Origin of the sequence: Sphingomonas sp. Leaf4 (assembly GCF_920939515.1) — a bacterium.
Taxonomy (GTDB): Bacteria; Pseudomonadota; Alphaproteobacteria; order Sphingomonadales; family Sphingomonadaceae; genus Sphingomonas.
Map to the genome: position 1 here is coordinate 148,435 of NZ_CAKLBB010000009.1, position 16,553 is coordinate 164,987.

The 16,553-nt window shown below is 68.0% G+C and carries 15 protein-coding genes; 5 read left to right on the forward strand and 10 right to left on the reverse strand.

The genetic code is table 11. The annotated features are described in order from the left end of the window. Nucleotides 1-10 precede the first annotated feature (10 nt). From LRA89_RS15085 to LRA89_RS15125, 9 genes are all read right to left on the reverse strand, one after another. On the reverse strand, nucleotides 11-2,419 hold the full coding sequence (locus LRA89_RS15085; protein ID WP_230771430.1) for a sialidase family protein: 2,409 nt from the start codon (nucleotides 2,417-2,419) through the stop codon (nucleotides 11-13). A gap of 46 nt (nucleotides 2,420-2,465) precedes the next feature. Further along, nucleotides 2,466-3,251 carry a WecB/TagA/CpsF family glycosyltransferase gene (locus tag LRA89_RS15090; RefSeq protein WP_230771432.1) on the reverse strand — a complete coding sequence of 262 codons (786 nt, stop codon included), beginning with the start codon at nucleotides 3,249-3,251 and terminating at the stop codon, nucleotides 2,466-2,468. A 39-nt stretch (nucleotides 3,252-3,290) separates the two neighbouring features. Then, nucleotides 3,291-4,421 (reverse strand): glycosyltransferase, encoded by a 1,131-nt coding sequence (locus LRA89_RS15095; RefSeq protein WP_230771435.1) that lies wholly within the window; start codon nucleotides 4,419-4,421, stop codon nucleotides 3,291-3,293. After that, complete coding sequence (locus LRA89_RS15100) at nucleotides 4,418-5,470, reverse strand: hypothetical protein (RefSeq protein WP_230771437.1); 1,053 nt, start codon at nucleotides 5,468-5,470, stop codon at nucleotides 4,418-4,420. The genes LRA89_RS15095 and LRA89_RS15100 overlap by 4 nt, the downstream gene beginning before the upstream one ends. A gap of 7 nt (nucleotides 5,471-5,477) precedes the next feature. Further along, entirely contained in the window at nucleotides 5,478-7,016 is a 1,539-nt protein-coding gene (locus tag LRA89_RS15105) for an MBOAT family O-acyltransferase (protein WP_230771439.1), read from the reverse strand. Between the two features lie 20 nt (nucleotides 7,017-7,036). Then, entirely contained in the window at nucleotides 7,037-7,276 is a 240-nt protein-coding gene (locus LRA89_RS15110) for an acyl carrier protein (RefSeq protein WP_230771441.1), read from the reverse strand. 32 nt (nucleotides 7,277-7,308) lie between these two features. Then, the gene (locus LRA89_RS15115; protein ID WP_230771443.1) at nucleotides 7,309-8,367 is read right to left on the reverse strand and encodes a glycosyltransferase family 2 protein; all 1,059 of its coding nucleotides are present in this window, start codon (nucleotides 8,365-8,367) and stop codon (nucleotides 7,309-7,311) included. Next, complete coding sequence (locus tag LRA89_RS15120; protein WP_230771446.1) at nucleotides 8,367-9,764, reverse strand: O-antigen ligase family protein; 1,398 nt, start codon at nucleotides 9,762-9,764, stop codon at nucleotides 8,367-8,369. Before LRA89_RS15120 ends, LRA89_RS15115 begins: the two co-directional genes overlap by 1 nt. Nucleotides 9,765-9,847: 83 nt before the next feature. Continuing rightward, nucleotides 9,848-10,960 (reverse strand): DUF1972 domain-containing protein, encoded by a 1,113-nt coding sequence (locus LRA89_RS15125; RefSeq protein ID WP_230771448.1) that lies wholly within the window; start codon nucleotides 10,958-10,960, stop codon nucleotides 9,848-9,850. A gap of 202 nt (nucleotides 10,961-11,162) precedes the next feature. Here LRA89_RS15125 and LRA89_RS15130 point away from each other — a divergent pair, with 202 nt between their 5' ends. From LRA89_RS15130 to LRA89_RS15150, 5 genes are all read left to right on the forward strand, one after another. Further along, nucleotides 11,163-12,059, forward strand: coding sequence for an alpha/beta hydrolase family esterase (locus LRA89_RS15130; RefSeq protein ID WP_230771450.1), 897 nt, complete (start codon nucleotides 11,163-11,165; stop codon nucleotides 12,057-12,059). 40 nt (nucleotides 12,060-12,099) lie between these two features. Next, complete coding sequence (locus LRA89_RS15135; RefSeq protein WP_230771452.1) at nucleotides 12,100-12,684, forward strand: TIGR02466 family protein; 585 nt, start codon at nucleotides 12,100-12,102, stop codon at nucleotides 12,682-12,684. 60 nt (nucleotides 12,685-12,744) lie between these two features. Next, complete coding sequence (ychF, locus tag LRA89_RS15140) at nucleotides 12,745-13,845, forward strand: redox-regulated ATPase YchF (RefSeq protein ID WP_230771454.1); 1,101 nt, start codon at nucleotides 12,745-12,747, stop codon at nucleotides 13,843-13,845. An 81-nt stretch (nucleotides 13,846-13,926) separates the two neighbouring features. Next, nucleotides 13,927-15,177 carry an alkaline phosphatase family protein gene (locus tag LRA89_RS15145; protein ID WP_230771456.1) on the forward strand — a complete coding sequence of 417 codons (1,251 nt, stop codon included), beginning with the start codon at nucleotides 13,927-13,929 and terminating at the stop codon, nucleotides 15,175-15,177. 38 nt (nucleotides 15,178-15,215) lie between these two features. After that, the gene (locus tag LRA89_RS15150) at nucleotides 15,216-15,662 is read left to right on the forward strand and encodes a MaoC family dehydratase (RefSeq protein ID WP_230771458.1); all 447 of its coding nucleotides are present in this window, start codon (nucleotides 15,216-15,218) and stop codon (nucleotides 15,660-15,662) included. Here LRA89_RS15150 and LRA89_RS15155 read toward each other — a convergent pair. After that, nucleotides 15,659-16,375, reverse strand: a complete 717-nt coding sequence (locus LRA89_RS15155) for a hypothetical protein (RefSeq protein WP_230771460.1) — start codon at nucleotides 16,373-16,375, stop codon at nucleotides 15,659-15,661. The genes LRA89_RS15150 and LRA89_RS15155 overlap by 4 nt on opposite strands. Between the last annotated feature and the right edge of the window lie 178 nt (nucleotides 16,376-16,553).

A 16,553-nucleotide genomic window follows, 5' to 3' on the forward strand; every position in this document is an offset into this window, starting at 1 on the left:
GCCCGCGGCCTCACCGGCCGACGGCGGCGCATTGCACGCTCGCCAGTGGGGCGAGCGGCGCCGGGCGGCAGGGGGCGGGTTCGCCCCACATATAGCCCGACCCCTTGTAACCGATATAGACCCGCCCGAACACGTCGGGATCGGCACCGATCGCCGTCACCTGATCGAGACTGCCGACCGGGAAATCGACCAGCCGCTGCCAGCTCGCCGCATTGTCGACCGAGCGCCAGATACCGTAGGCTCCGCCGACCCGGCCCGACACGAAGATCGTCGGATAGGACGCCCCGGTCGCGGCCTTGCCGAACGCGACATCGTCGACGCGAGTGACGTTTGGCACCAGTGCCCAGCTTGCCCCGCCATCGATGCTGCGGCGAAGCGCGGTGTCGCCGCCCCCGGCATAACCGTTGGTAAAGAACAGGTGGCCGGCATTGCCCGGCACCGAGCGCAGCTTGGCGGCGGCGTTCCCGAACGGCGCGATCTCGCCCTGATATACCTGCTGCCATTCCGCCCCGGCGTCGCGGCTGCGCCAGAGGCCGGTCAGCCCCTGATTGGGCGCTTCGCCGCTGTGGTAGAGATAGAAGGTCCCCGACGTCGTCTTGTCGGCGGCCAGCGTCTTGCGCTGATACCATTGATGTTCGAACGATCCGGGATTGTCGCCCTCGGCGCCGGGCAGGCGGACCGCCTGCCAGCTACTGCCACGGTCCGTGGTGTAGAATGGCGTCCGGTTGAACGCGGGTGCCCAGACGATATTGTCGGGATCGCCCGACGATACCGCGATCGTGCCGAACGACATGCGCCACGGATCGTCGTCCTTCGTCCCCGGCGGCGTCGGCAGGCTGGCGAACATCGACCAGCGCTGTCCCCCGTCGCGGCTGTACCCCGCCATCACCGCCTTGCCGTCCTGCGAACAGCAGTTCATCCGCGTGTCCGACGCATTGGTGACGACGAACGACGGATCGGCCGGCGACCAGTCGAGCTGCTGCGCGGCGATCAGCGTGCGCTCGCCCGGCTGGAACGTCGTCGAATAGGCGTTGAGATCGGGCTTGATATGGATGCCGAAGTCCCAGCCGGCGAACAGCGGCGCATGGCCCGGCGTCTGGACGATGTCGTTGGCGACGATCTCCTCGATTCCGCGCGACTGGCTGACCCAGTCGGCCGAGACGCTGTCGGGCGTCACGTCGGCATGGAACACGCCCATGCCGCCCGCGACCCACAGCCGGTTGGGCACGACGGGATCGAAGCGGATGTCGGCGGTCGGGAAATAGGCCTGATCGGCGAGCCGCAGCCACGGCGGATCGCCCGGCCCTGCACTGGCGGTGTGCGACAGCGTGCGCCACGTCCGCCCGCCATCGGTCGATTGATGGCCGCCGCCGCCCGAATCGAACACCACGACCTGATCGGCATTGGGATTGGCGGCGATTGCGCCATAGCGTTTGGTCGGCAGGCCCGCTTCGCTGGTCAGATTGTGCCATTGCCCGTCGCGCAGTGACCAGAGCGTCTGCGTCTCCTCGTCCGCGCCGAAGAACACGCCCTTGCGATCGAACGTGCCGTGCTTGAGGGTGAGCGGCGCGGCCCCGGCGGCGGCGAGCGCACGGAAGCTGGCGCCGCGATCGGCCGAGACGAACATGCCCCGCCCGGCGGCCATCGCGAACACGCGCCCGTTTGCGCCGGGTTCGAACCAGAGCATCGTGCCGGGGGCCTGAAGCCCCGGACCGGGCTTGCGATCGGCGCTGACCGGCACCGATCCGACCCGGCTCCAGCTTGCCCCGGCATTGGCCGAACGCCACAGGCCGCTTTGTGGGGTGCCGAGCAGCACCACATCGGGATTCGCCGGATCGACCGCCATGAACGGGCCGTGCAGGCGGAATTCGCTGTTCGCGTCCCATGGCAGCGGGAATGGGCCGCCGGCACCGGTCAGGATGAAATGCGCGCCGCGATCGTCGCTGCGATACACCTTGCCGTCGACCGCCATATAGATGCGCTGCGACCGCGATGGCGCGACCGCCAGCGCATAGACGCCGGTCGCGATCCCGTCCTGCACGCGGTCGGCAGCGGGCATCGTCGCGGCGGTGACGAGCTGTTGCCAGCGATCCGCTTTTTTATCCCAGATATACGCGCCATAGACGTCCGAGCGCGCGACGAACGTCTCGCCCTTCGGATCAAGCGACAGACCGGTGACGAAGCCGCCGCCACCGATCGCGACCGCTTTCCACTGATACGCCTCGTTCGCCACCGGCCGTCCCGCCTGCGACAGCGCGGGCGGGGTCGGCGCGGCTTCGGCCGGACGGGTCAGCCACCACCATGCGCCGGCGGCGAGCGCCACGAGCAGCAGGGCGCCCAGCACCACCCATGGCCAGCGTTTGCGCTTGGGCTTGACGAACTGGTCGTAGCGGATCGCACTTCGGTCCCGTCGCTGCATCGCATCCCCCGACCCGGCGGGCCTGCGGCGCGGGGTCGTCCGTTCGTCAGTCATGAGTCTTGAGCGCCAGATGATAGAGGGCAATCGGACTGGTCACAAGATAACGCCGCCCCAGCCGCCATGGATCGCGCGCCGCGCGGTAGATCCATTCGAGCCCGACCGCCTGCATCCATGCCGGCGCGCGCGATACGCCGCCGCCGTAATGGTCGAACAGCCCGCCACAGGTGCGGACCCATGCGACGCCGGGCAGCCGGTCGCGCATCTCGACTGCGATCCGTTCCTGTAACGGGCTGCCCATCGCAAGCCACAGCACGTCGGTCCGCGCCGCGACGATGCGATCGCAGATCGCCTCCAGCCGGTCAGGCGGGAAATAACCCGATCGCGTGCCCACGATCTGGAGCGCCGGAAAGCGGCTGCGCAGATGCTCCGCCGCGCGCGCCGCGACCCCCGGCCGCGCGCCGAGGAAATAAAAGCGTATCCCCTGTTCGGCCGCCGCCTGCGCCGCATCGAGCAGGAAATCGGTCGTCGCGGTCCGCTCGGTCAGCGGATGGCGGCAGCGCAGCCGGCTGGCGAACACCAGCGGCATGCCGTCGGCATCGATGATGTCTGCGGCGTCGAGTGATCGACGGAACGCGGGGTCGAGGTGATAGGCCGCCACGACGCTGCCGTTGGCCGACGTGACGATACGCGGCCGCTCGAGCGTTCCGGCGCGGGCGGCCGCGACATCGGCACTCATCCGCGCGGCGAGTTCGGGCCGGGTCAGCCGGGCGATCGGCAGGCCGCCGATCGTCAGCGTATCCGGCCTGCCGGAACCCGAAGCCGCCTCAGCCATCGTTGCCGCCCCCGCCCGCTGTCCGTCCGTACCGCTTTGTCATGCCCCTTGTCCGTCGGCAAGACCGTGGCCGGGGACGAGCAGCGCTTCATAGGCATCGATCATCGCCCGGTTGGATGCGGCATGGCCGAGCGTACTGGCTTTGGCGGCAAGATCGGCACGGAGCACCGGATCGTCCAGCACCCGGGTGATCGCGGCGGCGAGCGCTGTGGAATCGTCCAGCGGGACGATCACGCCACAGCGCGTGCCGGCGGCATCGGTAATCCCCTCGACCTGCACCGGAATGTCCGACACGATCAGCGGCAGGCCGAACCGGGCGGCTTCGATCAGCGCGAGGCTATGGCCTTCGAACAGGCTGACCTGCACGAACAGGTCGGCGGCGGCGGCATGGACCAGCGCTTCGCCGCGCGTCACTTGCCCTGTGAAATGGACGCGGTCGGCGACCCCCTCGCGATCGGCCAGCGCGCGGAGCATCGCTTCGTCCTCGCCGCCGCCGACGATCGTCAGCGTCGCCTGTCCGACCAGCGCCATCGCGCGAAGGAGCAGCGGATAATTCTTCTGCGCGGTCAGCCGGCCGACCGCGACGACATGATGTCCGTCACCACCGGTGCGCGGGGCGGCGTCGATCGCGCGTTCGACACCCACGGGCAGCGCGTTGTGGATCGTCCGCCGTTTGGCGCGGTGCCACCCCGGTTTCCCGGCGAGCGACGCCCCGACCGCGTCGGAAACGCTGATGACCGAAGCGACACAGGGCAGGCAACCGGTCCAGTCGTCGATCCGGTCGATCCCGGCGTGATCGGTATCGGTCGGCGAATGGTGCGACGGATAGACCCGTGTCGACACCCGCGCCAACGTCACCGCGACCGGCATCAGCACATTGGCGAGCGGCATCGCCGTCACCACCGCCGCCGGACGCTGTCGCCGCAGCCAGCCGACCAGTGCGAACAACAACCGGGGCAGATCGCGACCGCCCGCCGGACGCCATGGCACGACATGCTCCCATGGCCGGGTCCCGTCATCGGGCGCTTCGAGGCATGATTCGGCGGGATAGAGCGCGAAGCAGCCGACATCGTGGCCCCGCGCCGCCAGCCCTTGGCTGACATCGTTCCACAATTCGCGCAGACCACCGGCCGCCGAATGGGTCGTCGCGAACCAGATCCCGCCGGTCATCGTGCCGCCCCCGCCAGCAACGGCGCGACCGCCGCCGCCACCCGCACCGATGCCTGTTCCGCGCCGCGACGATTGAGGTGCGCCGCGCTCTGGTACAGCGTCGGATCGCGCGACAGGTCGCGGAAGGCGAATACCGGGCCGATCGCGCGATAGGCGCGGTCCTCGCCGGGCGACTGGACCGGGCCATAAAGCGGCAGCTTGAGGAACGCGACGCGGACGCCCTTTGCGCGTGCATCGGCGGCGATCGTCGCGACATAGTGGCGGTCGACCGCCAGCCGCCGGTCGTCAGGCAGCCAGCGGGTCCAGCGCAGCCCCGCCACCTGCCGCGCGACCGCCGCGCGGCTCATCGCCGCCAACTCAGGCGCGGGGCGGTGGAGATCGCCGTTGATCGATTCGCCACCCGGCACGCGGTAGCCGAGTGTGCGGTCGAGCCCCGCCCCGGCATAGGCGGCGGAATCGAACCGGCGGGTGATGCCGAACGCCGCCGGCCAGACCTGCTGCGCAACGTTGGTCAGGTTGCGGTACGGCAGCGCCAGCAGGTTCGGCAGATAGCTGCCGTTCACCAGCGCCGGCGCGGCCAGCAGGTCGCGGGCGCTGGCGGTTTCGCGGAACATCGGGTGCGAATTGACGATGTCGCCGTCATCGGTCAGCAGGATCAGCCGCACTTCCGGATGATGCTCGAGCAGCAGCCGCACCGTTGTGGCGGTAAAGTCGCGGCCGGGCATCACCAGCGACAGATTGGCGACCGGCACCGACCGGCCGAGGCGGCGCGACAGGTCGGCCGAGAGAATGGCGGGACTGATCCCCGATTCCAGCCGTGACGATCCGATCACCGCGACCTCGATCGGCGTGCGGTCGAAGACGATGCGTTCGTAGATCCAACGCGCATGGAACATCTGCGTGCCCGATGCCGCCTGCCACGCAAGATAGCGATCGAACGGCAGCGCCAGCGTCGCGCCCAGCGCGAGGACGATCGTCGCGGCCATCACCGCCAATATGCGCAACACCCGGCGCGGGGCGATCGGTTCGGGGGCGGCGTCGGTGGTCATCGCGGGATCAATAGCCGAAATACACGAAGCTGCCCGATCCGCGCGCGATCAACGCCAGCGCAGGGAACAGCATAATGGCGGTAACGATCGCCCAGCCGGCGGTCGGCGCCCACGTCAGGCGGATCGCCGGCACCGACACCCCGCGCCAGCCGCGCCAGTCGAGCACGGGCTCGAACCGGTCGAGCCACTGCATCGAATTGGGCAGCATCCAGCAGATCGCGAGCGCCAGCGCGATGAGGGCGGCGAACGCACTCCACCCGGCGGCGGGGAGTAGCGGCAGGTTGGCCGTGCCCGATCCGGCACCGATCATCGACTGCCACAGATGCCGCGCGGTCGTCATGTCGGCGGCGCGGAACGGCACCAGCGCGACGAGCACCGCCAACAGCGTCAATTGATTGCCGAGCAGGCCGTGCCACCACCGCGTTACCCGCCCCTTGCGGCGCTTGCGCCAAGCGAAGCGCCAGCTTTCCGCCACGACCATGTAGCTGGCATGGAGCAGGCCGAACACGATGAACGTCCAGTTCCCGCCGTGCCACGCCCCGATCACGAACATTGAACAGAAGGTCGGCAGCAATACGCCCCACGCCTGCATCGCCTGGCGCCCCATGCGGCGGGTCGCGGCGAAACGGGTGAGCGGCAGCGCCAGCGGCTGGAAGATATAGTCGCCGACGAACCGGCCCAGACTCATGTGCCACCGCCGCCACCAGTCGATGATACTGGTCACGCGCAGTGGCGAATGGAAATTGGCGGGCAGCCGCACCCCCATCATCCGCGCGGCACCGATCGCCATGTCGCTATAGCCCGAAAAGTCGAAGTAGAGCTGCATCAGATAGCCGAGCGTCATGCCCCATGCCACAGCAGCCCCCGTCGTCTCGCCGCTCGCCGCACCGGCGAACAGCGGATCGACCCACAAGGCCAGCGTGTCGGCGATCACGACCTTCTTGAACAGCCCGATCGACAGCAGGACAAGCCCGACGAGCAGATCGGCGGGAACCCGTGCCCGATCGGCGGGTGCTTCCAGTTGCGGCGCGAACTCACGGAAATAGGTGATCGGGCCGGAGACGATCGTCGGGAAGAACAGGATCGAGGCGGCATAGGACAGCGGCTTCGCCGGTCCGGTGCGCTCGCGCGCGGTATCGACGAGGAACGCGACCTGTTGAAAGGTGAAGAAGGAAATACCGAGCGGCAGGGCGATCGTGACGAGAAAGGCATTGCCGCCGACGATCGCCGGCAGATTACTGCCGAGGAAGGCGCCATATTTGACGCCGAACAGCACGGCGACATTGGCGACCACTCCGAACGTCACCCAGCGATGCCGCGTGGCCCCGGTACTGCGGACGATCGCCCGCGACAACAGCCAGTTGCCAACGACCGATCCGAGCAGGACCGGCAGCGCCCAAGCCGCCGCCAGCGTATAGAAAGCGAGCGTCGCGACGATCAGCACCGGCGCGCGCGCGCGCACCCCGAATGCCGCGACCGCCAGCCAGTGACAAAGCACCACCAGCGGCAGGAACAGCAGCAGATAGCCGTCGGAATTGAACGCCACGCCGCCCCCGCCGCGTGCGGTCAGGCGGTGGGGGTCAGCAGATCGACCAGATCGCCGACCCGCGCCATCGACTGCCACTGGGCGATCGTCAGCCGCGTGCCGAACGCCTGCTCCACCGCGACCATGAAGCGGATGTTGCTGAGGCTGTCCCATCCGCCCACGTCGCGCGCGGTCAGATCCTCGCGATAGACGAGGTCGTCATCGTCGAACGTGTCGATCAATACGTCGGTCAGTCGCTCGATTACCTGGTCGCGGGTCATGCCGTCTCCCCTTGTCGCAAATCGCCGGCCGGTCAAGGAAGCGCGTCGGGCGCGATTGTCCGCGCCGGAATCGCCTGATCGGGCGGCAGGCGGCGGCGCACGATGCCTTGCAGCAACCCGATGGCGATGACATTCCACGTCGCCAGCGAATACAGCCCGTGGCGCCCCCCCCCGCGCCGCCACGACAGGAACAGCGCCGGCAGCAGCAGCACGATCCCGGTGGCGACGAATTTGCCGGAGAACAGCAGCGCCACCAGTACCAGCCACCAGACCACGACGACGGCGGCATGGCGCAGATTGCTGAAGCCGAGCAGCACTGCCCGCCGGTGCGGACCGACCAGCGCCGCGCGCAGCACCTCGCCCGCCCCGCCGGCATAGCCGCTGCGAATCCGCCGCCACAGCAGGCGATAGCCGCCGGTCGCATGGCCATGATGGTCGACTGCATGCACGCCAAGCCGGGCGAGCTTCCACGCTGCGGCGCGCAGCCGCGCACCCAGTTCATATTCCTCGAAGGCGTGCAGGTTGCGGTCGGCGAACCAGCCGACGCTGCGCACCGCCGCACTCCGGTACAGCCCGCCGCAGTCGAGCCGGTCGACGTCGCCGCTGATCGCGCTGCCCTTTTCACGGTCGTTGCGCTGGCGAATCTGGAATTCGATGCTGCTGGTTTCGGCCTCGCGGACGATGCCGCCGACGGCGGCATGGCCGGGATTGGCTTCGAGAAACGCGATACCGGCAGCTACGAACGCGGGGTCGAGCACCATGTCACCGTCGAGCAGGTAGAAATACCGCCCGCGCGCCGCCTGAAAGGCCAGTTGCGCGCCGGTCCCGCACGATCGCTGTGCCGGATCGGCGAGTTGCACGATCCGCACCGCCGGATAGCGCCGGGCGATGGCGATCGTCGCGTCGGTCGATCCGCTGTCGGCAAGCACGACCTCGCCACCGACCAGTGCCACCGCCGCCAGCGCGCTTTCGAGCGAGGCGGCGATATGGCGTTCTTCGTTCAGCGCCTTGATGCCGATGGTCAGCGGCGCGGTATCGGCCTCCCGGTCCTCGATCGCGACCGGCGAATGCGAACCTTCCAGCGGCGGCATCAGGCGAGCTTCGCCCCGCCCCGCCGACGCCGGCGCATCGTGCGCAGCACGTCGTCGCCGACATCGCGTTTGGTCCGGCGCTGATCGACATCGGGCGTCGCATATTGCGCGAAGGCGACCGCGAACATCATCAGCACCCCGACCAGCGCGTCACGCTCGAAGATGCTGCTCTCGGTGACGTTGTGCCCCAGACAGAACAGCATCAGCGCGGTCAGCAACGCGCCCCGCGCCGCAGTGATTCGGGTGCTCGACAACAACCGCCACACCGGCCAGACGATCATCGCGAACACGATCAGGCACAGGCCGGGCACGCCGACCGTCACGAGCAGATCGAGATAACCGTTGTGCCCGACCGACACGAGCGTCGGAAACCCAACGGCATAGCGATACACCGGGCTGTTGCCGCCGATGTTCCAGAACGATCCGAACCCGGCACCCGTGACCAGATTGTCCCCGGCATAGCGGGCCAGCACCGCCCAGATCTGCCCCCGCCCGGTAAAGGCCCGCGGTTCGAGATAGTTGAGCTCCAGCACGTCGCGATAGGCGCTCGTCATCACCCAGATCGTAGCACCGACGATCATGGTGATCGGGACGAGATAGTTGCGCAGCCGACGGGTCAGCGTCTGGAACATCCATCCGGTCAGGATCGCCATGGCGACCATGCCGGCCGACGTCTTCGACTGGGTCCTGAACAGGAAATAGCCGGCGGCGACGATCACGACGATGCGCAATATCGCCGGAATCCGTTTGGCGTCGAACAGGAACAGCAGGATCAGGATCGCCGATGCCGCACCGGCAAAGTTCTTGTGCGCCATGATGCCGCGCCAGTTTCCGACCAGCGCGGTTAACGTGTTGGCATCCGTTTGCAAGTGGACGCCGACTACTGGATCATTGAACACGACGAAATAATTGACAACCAGGGCGACGACGAGTGCGCCGCGCAAAATATCCATCATCACGCGATCGCCACCGAACTTCACCAAGACGAACACCGTCCAGATCGCGATCGTGGTCAGCAACAGGCGCCGGAAACCGATGTCGGGATCGATCGCCCAGAAAAGGCTGAGATAGCACCACCCGAGCGCGAGCAGGATCGGCCAGGGAATGGCGATGATGCCGAGGCCCTGTTCCAGCGGCCGGACCGCCCACAGCGCCATGCCCAGAATGACGAGGTAGCTGGTCTGACGATAGATACTGCCGGCACCGGTCAGGCTGGCCTCGTTCAACGTCATGAGCGGCGCCAAGACCACCATGACGAGGAAGGCGACGGCCGCGACGCGCAGCATCTGGTCGCGCAGGTCGACATAGCCCCCGGTCACGGTTTCACGCCGTGCCCCGACCTGCAATTGCTCGAACAAGCGGCTGCTCGCGCCCGACGGCTCCATGACGATCTTCACTCCACGTCGGCATTGGTTGTTCGGGAAACGTCGGCGCGTCGTTCGACGAATCAGCAATTGGTTCCGACGCGACCCAATTTTGTCTAGCGCTTCACGGCACGCTCGGCAAATTCGGCGAGCAGCGCCGCATACTGCGCCAGAACCGAGTCCCATGTGAAGTCCGCCTGCCAACGCGCCCTTGCCGCCGATCGCATCGCCGATCGCTGCGCAGGGGCCGCGATCAACGCCTCGATCGCAGCATCGCATTCCTCCGCGGTCGCAAAGAAGCGTCCGGCGTCGCCACACACCCAGCGGTTGAAGCGATTGTCGTGCGCGATCACCGCATTGCCCGCCCCCAGCGCCTCGACGAGCGACGGGTTGGTTCCGCCGACCCGGTGTCCGTGGAGATAGGCGAAACAATGGAACCGCAACGCCCGCAGGATCGCCTTGTCATAGATTGCACCGGCGAACACGACCTCGCTGCCGGCGGCATCGAGCACGGCGGCCTGATAGGCATTGCTGCGGCAATAGGTGCCGAGCAGGATCAGCCGATACCCGCGCGGCCGGGCCGAGAAACCGCGCACGATCTCCAGTACCGAATTTTCGGGCTCGGGCCGGGCGATCAGCGTGAAATAGCGATCGGGCTCGACATCGAAGGGCGCGAGAAGGGCGGGATCGGCCGTCTCGATCGATTCGGCGCCATAGGGGATCGTGGTGATCCGCCGCCGCGACGTATGACGGGCGAGATGGTCGGCGATCGCGGGATGATCGGCGATCAACCGGGTCGCCGCCATCGCCGCCAGTCGCTCGTTGATCCAGAGATAGATCCGGTGCGCCCACCGGTATTTGGCGCGCTTCCATTCGAGCCCGTCCATGTTGACGAGGTTCCTGCGGCGGAAGGCGGCAGTCTTGAAACACAGGAAGCCGGTATTGTAGCCGAGCGTCAGTAGCACGCCCGGTCGGCGCAGCGCGTCCGCCGTCGCCTTGATGTCGAACTCGACCGTGCCGATCGGGCCTTTCGCCGTCACCGGGATATGCACGCGCCGGATACCGTTCCACTCGTCTTCGAACCGCGTGTCGCGCTCGCTGCCCTGACAATAGACCAGTACGTCCCAGCCGATGCCGACCAGATACGGCGCCAGGACTTCGACGAATGTTTCGAAGCCGCCATGGGCCGCAGGAATCCCCCGTACGCCCAGCACCACGAGCTGCCGCATCTGTCCCCGTTTCGACTCCCGCACGGTGCACCCACCGCCACGATCGCTCCAGCGGAAGGGATAAGATGTACGATCCGACAAGGCCATGACTATTTTGATCGCGAAATGGAGACGATAATCGAGCTATAATGGGTGCGTTGCGCCGGTCCGCCTCGACGGGCAAGGATTGCCACCACGTCGACCATCGGCGAGAAGCATGGCCATGCTCTGCATATCCTGTTTCATCGTCGCACTTTTTCTCGCGCTGTGCGCCGTTCCGGCAACGGCCGCGCCGCAATGCACTGCGGGGACGATCGTCTCGGTCGCGACGGGTACGACCGGACGGACGACGGCGATGCACCGGCCATTATCGGCAGTCCCGAACCGCCCGCTTCCGCTCGTCCTGCTCCTGCACGGCAGCGGCGGTACCGGCGCGGCGCTTTTGCGCAACTCCCGGCTGGGCGATAGCGCCGATCGCCATGGCTTCCTCGTCGTCGCGCCCGACGCCGGGATCGTGCATGAACAGGGCTATGTCTGGAACATTCCCGGCGTGCCGACCGTCGCGGGAACGGTGCCCGGACCCGATGCTCCCGATGACGTGGCGTTCCTCGGCGCGATGATCGACCGGCTAGTCCGTGCCGGCTGCGTCGATCGCGCGCGGGTCTATGTGACCGGCCTGTCGGGCGGCGGGCGGATGACGTCGTGGCTCGGCTGCGTCGCCGCCGGTCGGTTCGCGGCGATCGCCCCGGTCGTGGGCCTGCGCGCCGGCAATCCGCTGGCAAGCGATCCTCGCCGGCCCGATCCCGCGACCTGCCATCCTGCCCGCCCCGTCCCGGTGATCGCCTTTGCCGGCGATGCCGATACGACCAACCCGATCGCCGGCGGCGGCGCATCCTACTGGTCCTATTCGATGCACGCCGCCGAGCAGCGCTGGGCGACGATCAACGGCTGTACCGCGCCGCCCACCACCCGCCGGGTCGCCGCGACCGTGTATGAGGAGCGCTACACCGGCTGTCGCGGTGGGGCGGACGTCGTCGGGCGGATCACCGTCGGTGGTGGCCATCGCTGGGTCGTCGACAATGACGCGCTGTGGACGTTCCTGTCGGCGCACCGGCGCTAACCCTTTCCTTGGGACGGCGATTGGGGCAAGCGCTCCAGCCATGACCAGCCGTGCCCTGTTCCCGACCACGCTCTATGAAGCCGCTATCGACGACGCCGGGCTGATCGAGGAGCTCGACGCCTCGGTCCGCGCGCTGGCACAGGAGGATCGCGCCGGGCACGGTTGGTCGAAGGAACATGGCTATCGCGGCTATACCTCCTATGCCTCGCTCAACGACCTGCCGCTGCGCGATCCCGTATTCGCCGACCTGAAGCGCATGCTCGACAAACATGCCGCCAGGTTCGCCGCCGAGTGCGGCATGGAACTGGCCGGGCGAAAGCTCAAGCTCGACAGCCTGTGGGTCAACCTGCTCAAACCCGGTGGCGGTCATTCGGGGCATGTGCATCCGCACAGTGTCGTGTCGGGCACCTTCTATGTCGCGGTGCCCGAGGGTGCCGGCGGCATCCGGTTCGAGGACCCGCGTCTCGGCCTGTTGATGGCCGCCCCGACCCGGCCGGGCACGTTCGAGACGGTACGACCGCACCCAGGCACGCTGCTGCTGTGGGAAAGCTGGCTGCGCCACGAGGTCCTGCCGCATGCCGGCAAGGGCGAGCGGATCAGCGTAAGCTTCAACTATCGCTGGTAGCAAAACGGAGGATCACCCGCTAAAGGCACGGGCTTTCCATCATCACCGGGATTGCGCCAAGTGGGTTTTCGCTGCGGTATCGTCGGCCTGCCGAATGTCGGCAAGTCCACCCTGTTCAACGCGCTGACGCAGACGCAGGCGGCGCAGGCCGCCAACTACCCGTTCTGCACGATCGAACCGAATGTCGGCAACGTCGCGGTGCCCGATCCGCGGCTCGACACGCTGGCGGGAATCGCCGGATCGGCGAAGATCATCGAGACGCAACTCGCCTTCGTCGACATCGCCGGACTGGTCCGCGGCGCGTCGAAGGGCGAGGGGCTGGGCAACCAGTTCCTCGGCAACATCCGCGAGGTCGACGCGATCGTCCACGTCCTGCGCTGTTTCGAGAATGACGACATCCAGCATGTCGACGACCGGGTCGATCCGATCGCCGACGCCGATACCGTCGATACCGAGCTGATGCTGAGCGACCTCGAAAGCCTCGAGAAGCGCGTTCCCAATCTGGCCAAGAAGGGCCAGCAGGGCGACAAGGAAGCCAAGATCGCCGCCGCCGTGCTCGGTCGCGCGCTCGATCTGCTCCGCGAAGGCAAGCCCGCGCGGCTGACCGACGTGAAGGACGAGGAGGAGCAGCGGCTGTTCGATCAGGCGCAACTCCTGACCGCCAAGCCCGTTCTCTACGTCTGCAACGTGAACGAGGAGGATGCCGCCGAGGGCAACGACCTGTCGGCCAAGGTGTTCGCCAAGGCGAAGGCCGAAGGTGCCGAGGCGGTCGTGGTTTCGGCGGCGATCGAGGCGGAGATCGCGACGATGGAGCCGGCCGACCGTGCCGAATTCCTGTCCGATCTGGGTCTGGCCGAAACCGGCCTCGCCCGGGTGATCCGCGCCGGCTATTCGCTGCTCCATCTGCTGACCTTCTTCACGGTGGGGCCGAAGGAAGCCCGGGCGTGGACGATTCCGGTCGGGGCCAAGGCACCGCAGGCGGCGGGCGCGATCCACAGCGACTTCGAGCGCGGCTTCATCCGCGCCGAGACGATCGCCTATCCCGATTACGTCGCGCACAAGGGCGAGAGCGGCGCGCGCGATTCAGGCAAGCTGCGCGCCGAGGGCAAGGAATATGTCGTGCAGGACGGCGACGTGCTGCTGTTCCGCTTCAACGTCTGACCCCCGGCGCATCACGCCATATTGCTGTCATGGGCCGGGAGTAGCGGGGCGGCTTCGCCTCCTGTTCCGGTGAGTTGTGTCATGCGTATCCCTGCCCTGTTCCTCGGTCTGGCGGCGCTTGCCGGTTGTGCCGCCACGCCGCGCCCGGCAGCGCGGGCCGCCCCCGAGCGGCGGGAACCGGTCACGATCCTGATCGGGGTCGACGGCGCGCGGCAGGACTATCTGTCCGCCGGGCTCACCCCCAACCTCGCGCGGCTGGCGGCGGCGGGCGTGTCGGCGGCGATGCAGCCGTCGTTCCCGACCAAGACCTTTCCCAATTTCTGGACGATGGCGACCGGGGTCCGGCCCGACCGCAGCGGGATCGTCGGCAACACCATGGAGGATGCCGCCCGGCCGGGCGAGCGCTTCACCATGGCGACCGACGATCCGTTCTGGTGGAACGCCGCCAAGCCGATCTGGATCGCCGCCGAAGAAGCCGGCATCCGCAGCGCCACGATGTTCTGGCCGGGCAGCACGATCGGCTGGGGCGGCAGCGGCAAGGCCGACCACGGCGTCTATGCCGGCGGAAGCTACCCATCGGACTGGCAGGCGTTCGCCAGCGCCATTCCCGCACCCAAGCGGGTCGATGCGGTGGTCGACTGGCTGCGACGTCCCGCCGCCACCCGGCCGCGCTTCGTGACGCTGTATTTCGACGATGTCGACATTGCCGGGCACGACAATGGCCCCGATGCGCCGGCGACGCGGGCGGCGATGCACATGGTCGACAGCGAGATCGGGCGGTTGCAGCGCGAGCTGGCGGAACTGGGTCAGCCGGTCAATCTGATCGTCGTCGCCGACCATGGCATGGCGGCGACCCCGGCGGGGCAGTTCATCGCGCTCGACACCATCGCCCCGGCGGACAGCTTCCGCACGATCGAAACCGGCCCCTATGCCTCGATCGAGCCGCAGCCGGGCAGGCAAGCGGTGCTGGCCGCCGCGCTGTCTAGGCCGGTGCCGCATATGCGGTGCTGGCCCAAGGCGGCGATCCCGGCGCGGTTGCGCTATGGCACCCATCCGCGCGTGCCGGCGTGGCTGTGCCTTGCCGAACCCGGCTGGATCGTGCTGGCGACCCGGCCCGTGAAGGATACGGACAAGGGCGCGCATGGCTATGACGACGCCGCGCCGGAGATGCAGGCGCTGTTCGTCGCCGGGGGACCGGCGTTTCGCGCCGCCGGGCGGTTGCCGGCGTTCCGCAACACCGCGATCCACCCGCTGCTGCGCAGGGTACTGGGGATGGCGGCCGACCCAAGCCTCGACGGCGATGCGGCGGTGTTCGCCCCTGCCCTCAAATAGCGGTTGCGGCGGGGCGGGTTCGGGCGGACACTCCGGCGATGCGCTATTTCGAGGATATGCAGGTCGGCGAGACCGCCCGGTTCGGCAGCTATGCGGTGACGCGCGAGGAGGTGCTCGACTTCGCCCGGCGCTATGATCCACAACCGTTCCACCTGTCCGACGAGGCCGCCGCCGCAACCCATTTCGGGCGGCTGTCGGCCAGCGGGTGGCATAGCTGTTCGATGAGCATGGCGATGCTGGTCGAGGAACTGGAACGCAACCCGATCGCGAGCCAAGGCGCGGCGGGGATCGACGAGCTGCGCTGGCGGCGGCCGGTCTATCCCGGCGACACCCTCACCTGCGAAACCGAGGTGCTGGAAAAGGAAACGACGCCCAAGCGCAGCGACATGGGGCGGGTGCGCAGCCGGATGCACGTGCGCAACCAGCAGGGCGAGGTCGTGCTGACCTTCGTCTCGCTCCTGCTGGTCGCTACCCGACCCGTCTAGTCGCGGTTGGGCCGGCCGCCGCCGCCACGATTGCCACGCCCGCCGCCGTCTGGACCGCGCCGGCCACCCCAGCTTTGCGCACCGGGGGTGGCACCTTCGGGACGTTGCCAGCCGCCGCGACCCGCGCCGGGGGTGGCACCGTCGGGACGACGCCAGCCGCCACGACCCGCGCCCGGCGTCGCGCCGTCCGGGCGACGCCATGTGCCACGATCGGCTCCGGGTGCGCCGCGATCGGGCCGTTGCCAGCCGGGACGCTGGCCGGGATAGGGCGACTGGCTGCTGCCGCGCGGCACGTTCTGGAACCCGGGACGGCGATCGAAGCCGGGGCGGCCGTAATCGCCGCGCGGCCGGTCCCAGCTATCCCAGCGCGGACGATCGAACCGGTCGCCACGCCATGCGCCGCGCCTGCCGCTCCAATAGTCGCGCTGGCGATCGTTCCAACGGAACGGGCGACGGTAGCGGTCGTAGACGTAATAACCCGTGCCCGGATAATAATAGTCGCCGTACCAGCCCCAATAGGGATCGCCGAACGCGCCGCCCCCGCCGAAGCCCGGACCGCCGAGGCCGTCGTAATAGCCATAGCCGCCATTGCCGTATCCCCCGGCGCCATAGCCGACCGACACGCCACCATAGCCGTAATCATCGTAGACGCAGGCCGAAACGCCGACACCTGCCGCGATCGCCAAGGCGATCATGCGAAGCCGCTGGATCATGCGAAAGCTCCCGAACCGCGGGGCAATGCGCCCGCGAATGATGGTTAAGAACGAAGCCGGTGCCGACACGGTTCCAGCGGTGCCGGGGCGGCGAAAGTTTACAAAGGTTATACGTAACAGTGGTGGATTCGGGGTGAATAGCGTCTGAATACAGAGGGTCGTTTGGCGGCATGTGCTG

Coding starts and splice junctions, on each gene's coding strand:
- LRA89_RS15085 (WP_230771430.1), bottom strand. CDS start 2,419: ATGCAGCGACGGGACCGAAGTGCGATCCGCTACGACCAGTTCGTCAAG.
- LRA89_RS15090 (WP_230771432.1), bottom strand. CDS start 3,251: ATGGCTGAGGCGGCTTCGGGTTCCGGCAGGCCGGATACGCTGACGATC.
- LRA89_RS15095 (WP_230771435.1), bottom strand. CDS start 4,421: ATGACCGGCGGGATCTGGTTCGCGACGACCCATTCGGCGGCCGGTGGT.
- LRA89_RS15100 (WP_230771437.1), bottom strand. CDS start 5,470: ATGACCACCGACGCCGCCCCCGAACCGATCGCCCCGCGCCGGGTGTTG.
- LRA89_RS15110 (WP_230771441.1), bottom strand. CDS start 7,276: ATGACCCGCGACCAGGTAATCGAGCGACTGACCGACGTATTGATCGAC.
- LRA89_RS15115 (WP_230771443.1), bottom strand. CDS start 8,367: ATGCCGCCGCTGGAAGGTTCGCATTCGCCGGTCGCGATCGAGGACCGG.
- LRA89_RS15125 (WP_230771448.1), bottom strand. CDS start 10,960: ATGCGGCAGCTCGTGGTGCTGGGCGTACGGGGGATTCCTGCGGCCCAT.
- LRA89_RS15130 (WP_230771450.1), top strand. CDS start 11,163: ATGCTCTGCATATCCTGTTTCATCGTCGCACTTTTTCTCGCGCTGTGC.
- LRA89_RS15135 (WP_230771452.1), top strand. CDS start 12,100: ATGACCAGCCGTGCCCTGTTCCCGACCACGCTCTATGAAGCCGCTATC.
- LRA89_RS15145 (WP_230771456.1), top strand. CDS start 13,927: ATGCGTATCCCTGCCCTGTTCCTCGGTCTGGCGGCGCTTGCCGGTTGT.
- LRA89_RS15150 (WP_230771458.1), top strand. CDS start 15,216: ATGCGCTATTTCGAGGATATGCAGGTCGGCGAGACCGCCCGGTTCGGC.
- LRA89_RS15155 (WP_230771460.1), bottom strand. CDS start 16,375: ATGATCCAGCGGCTTCGCATGATCGCCTTGGCGATCGCGGCAGGTGTC.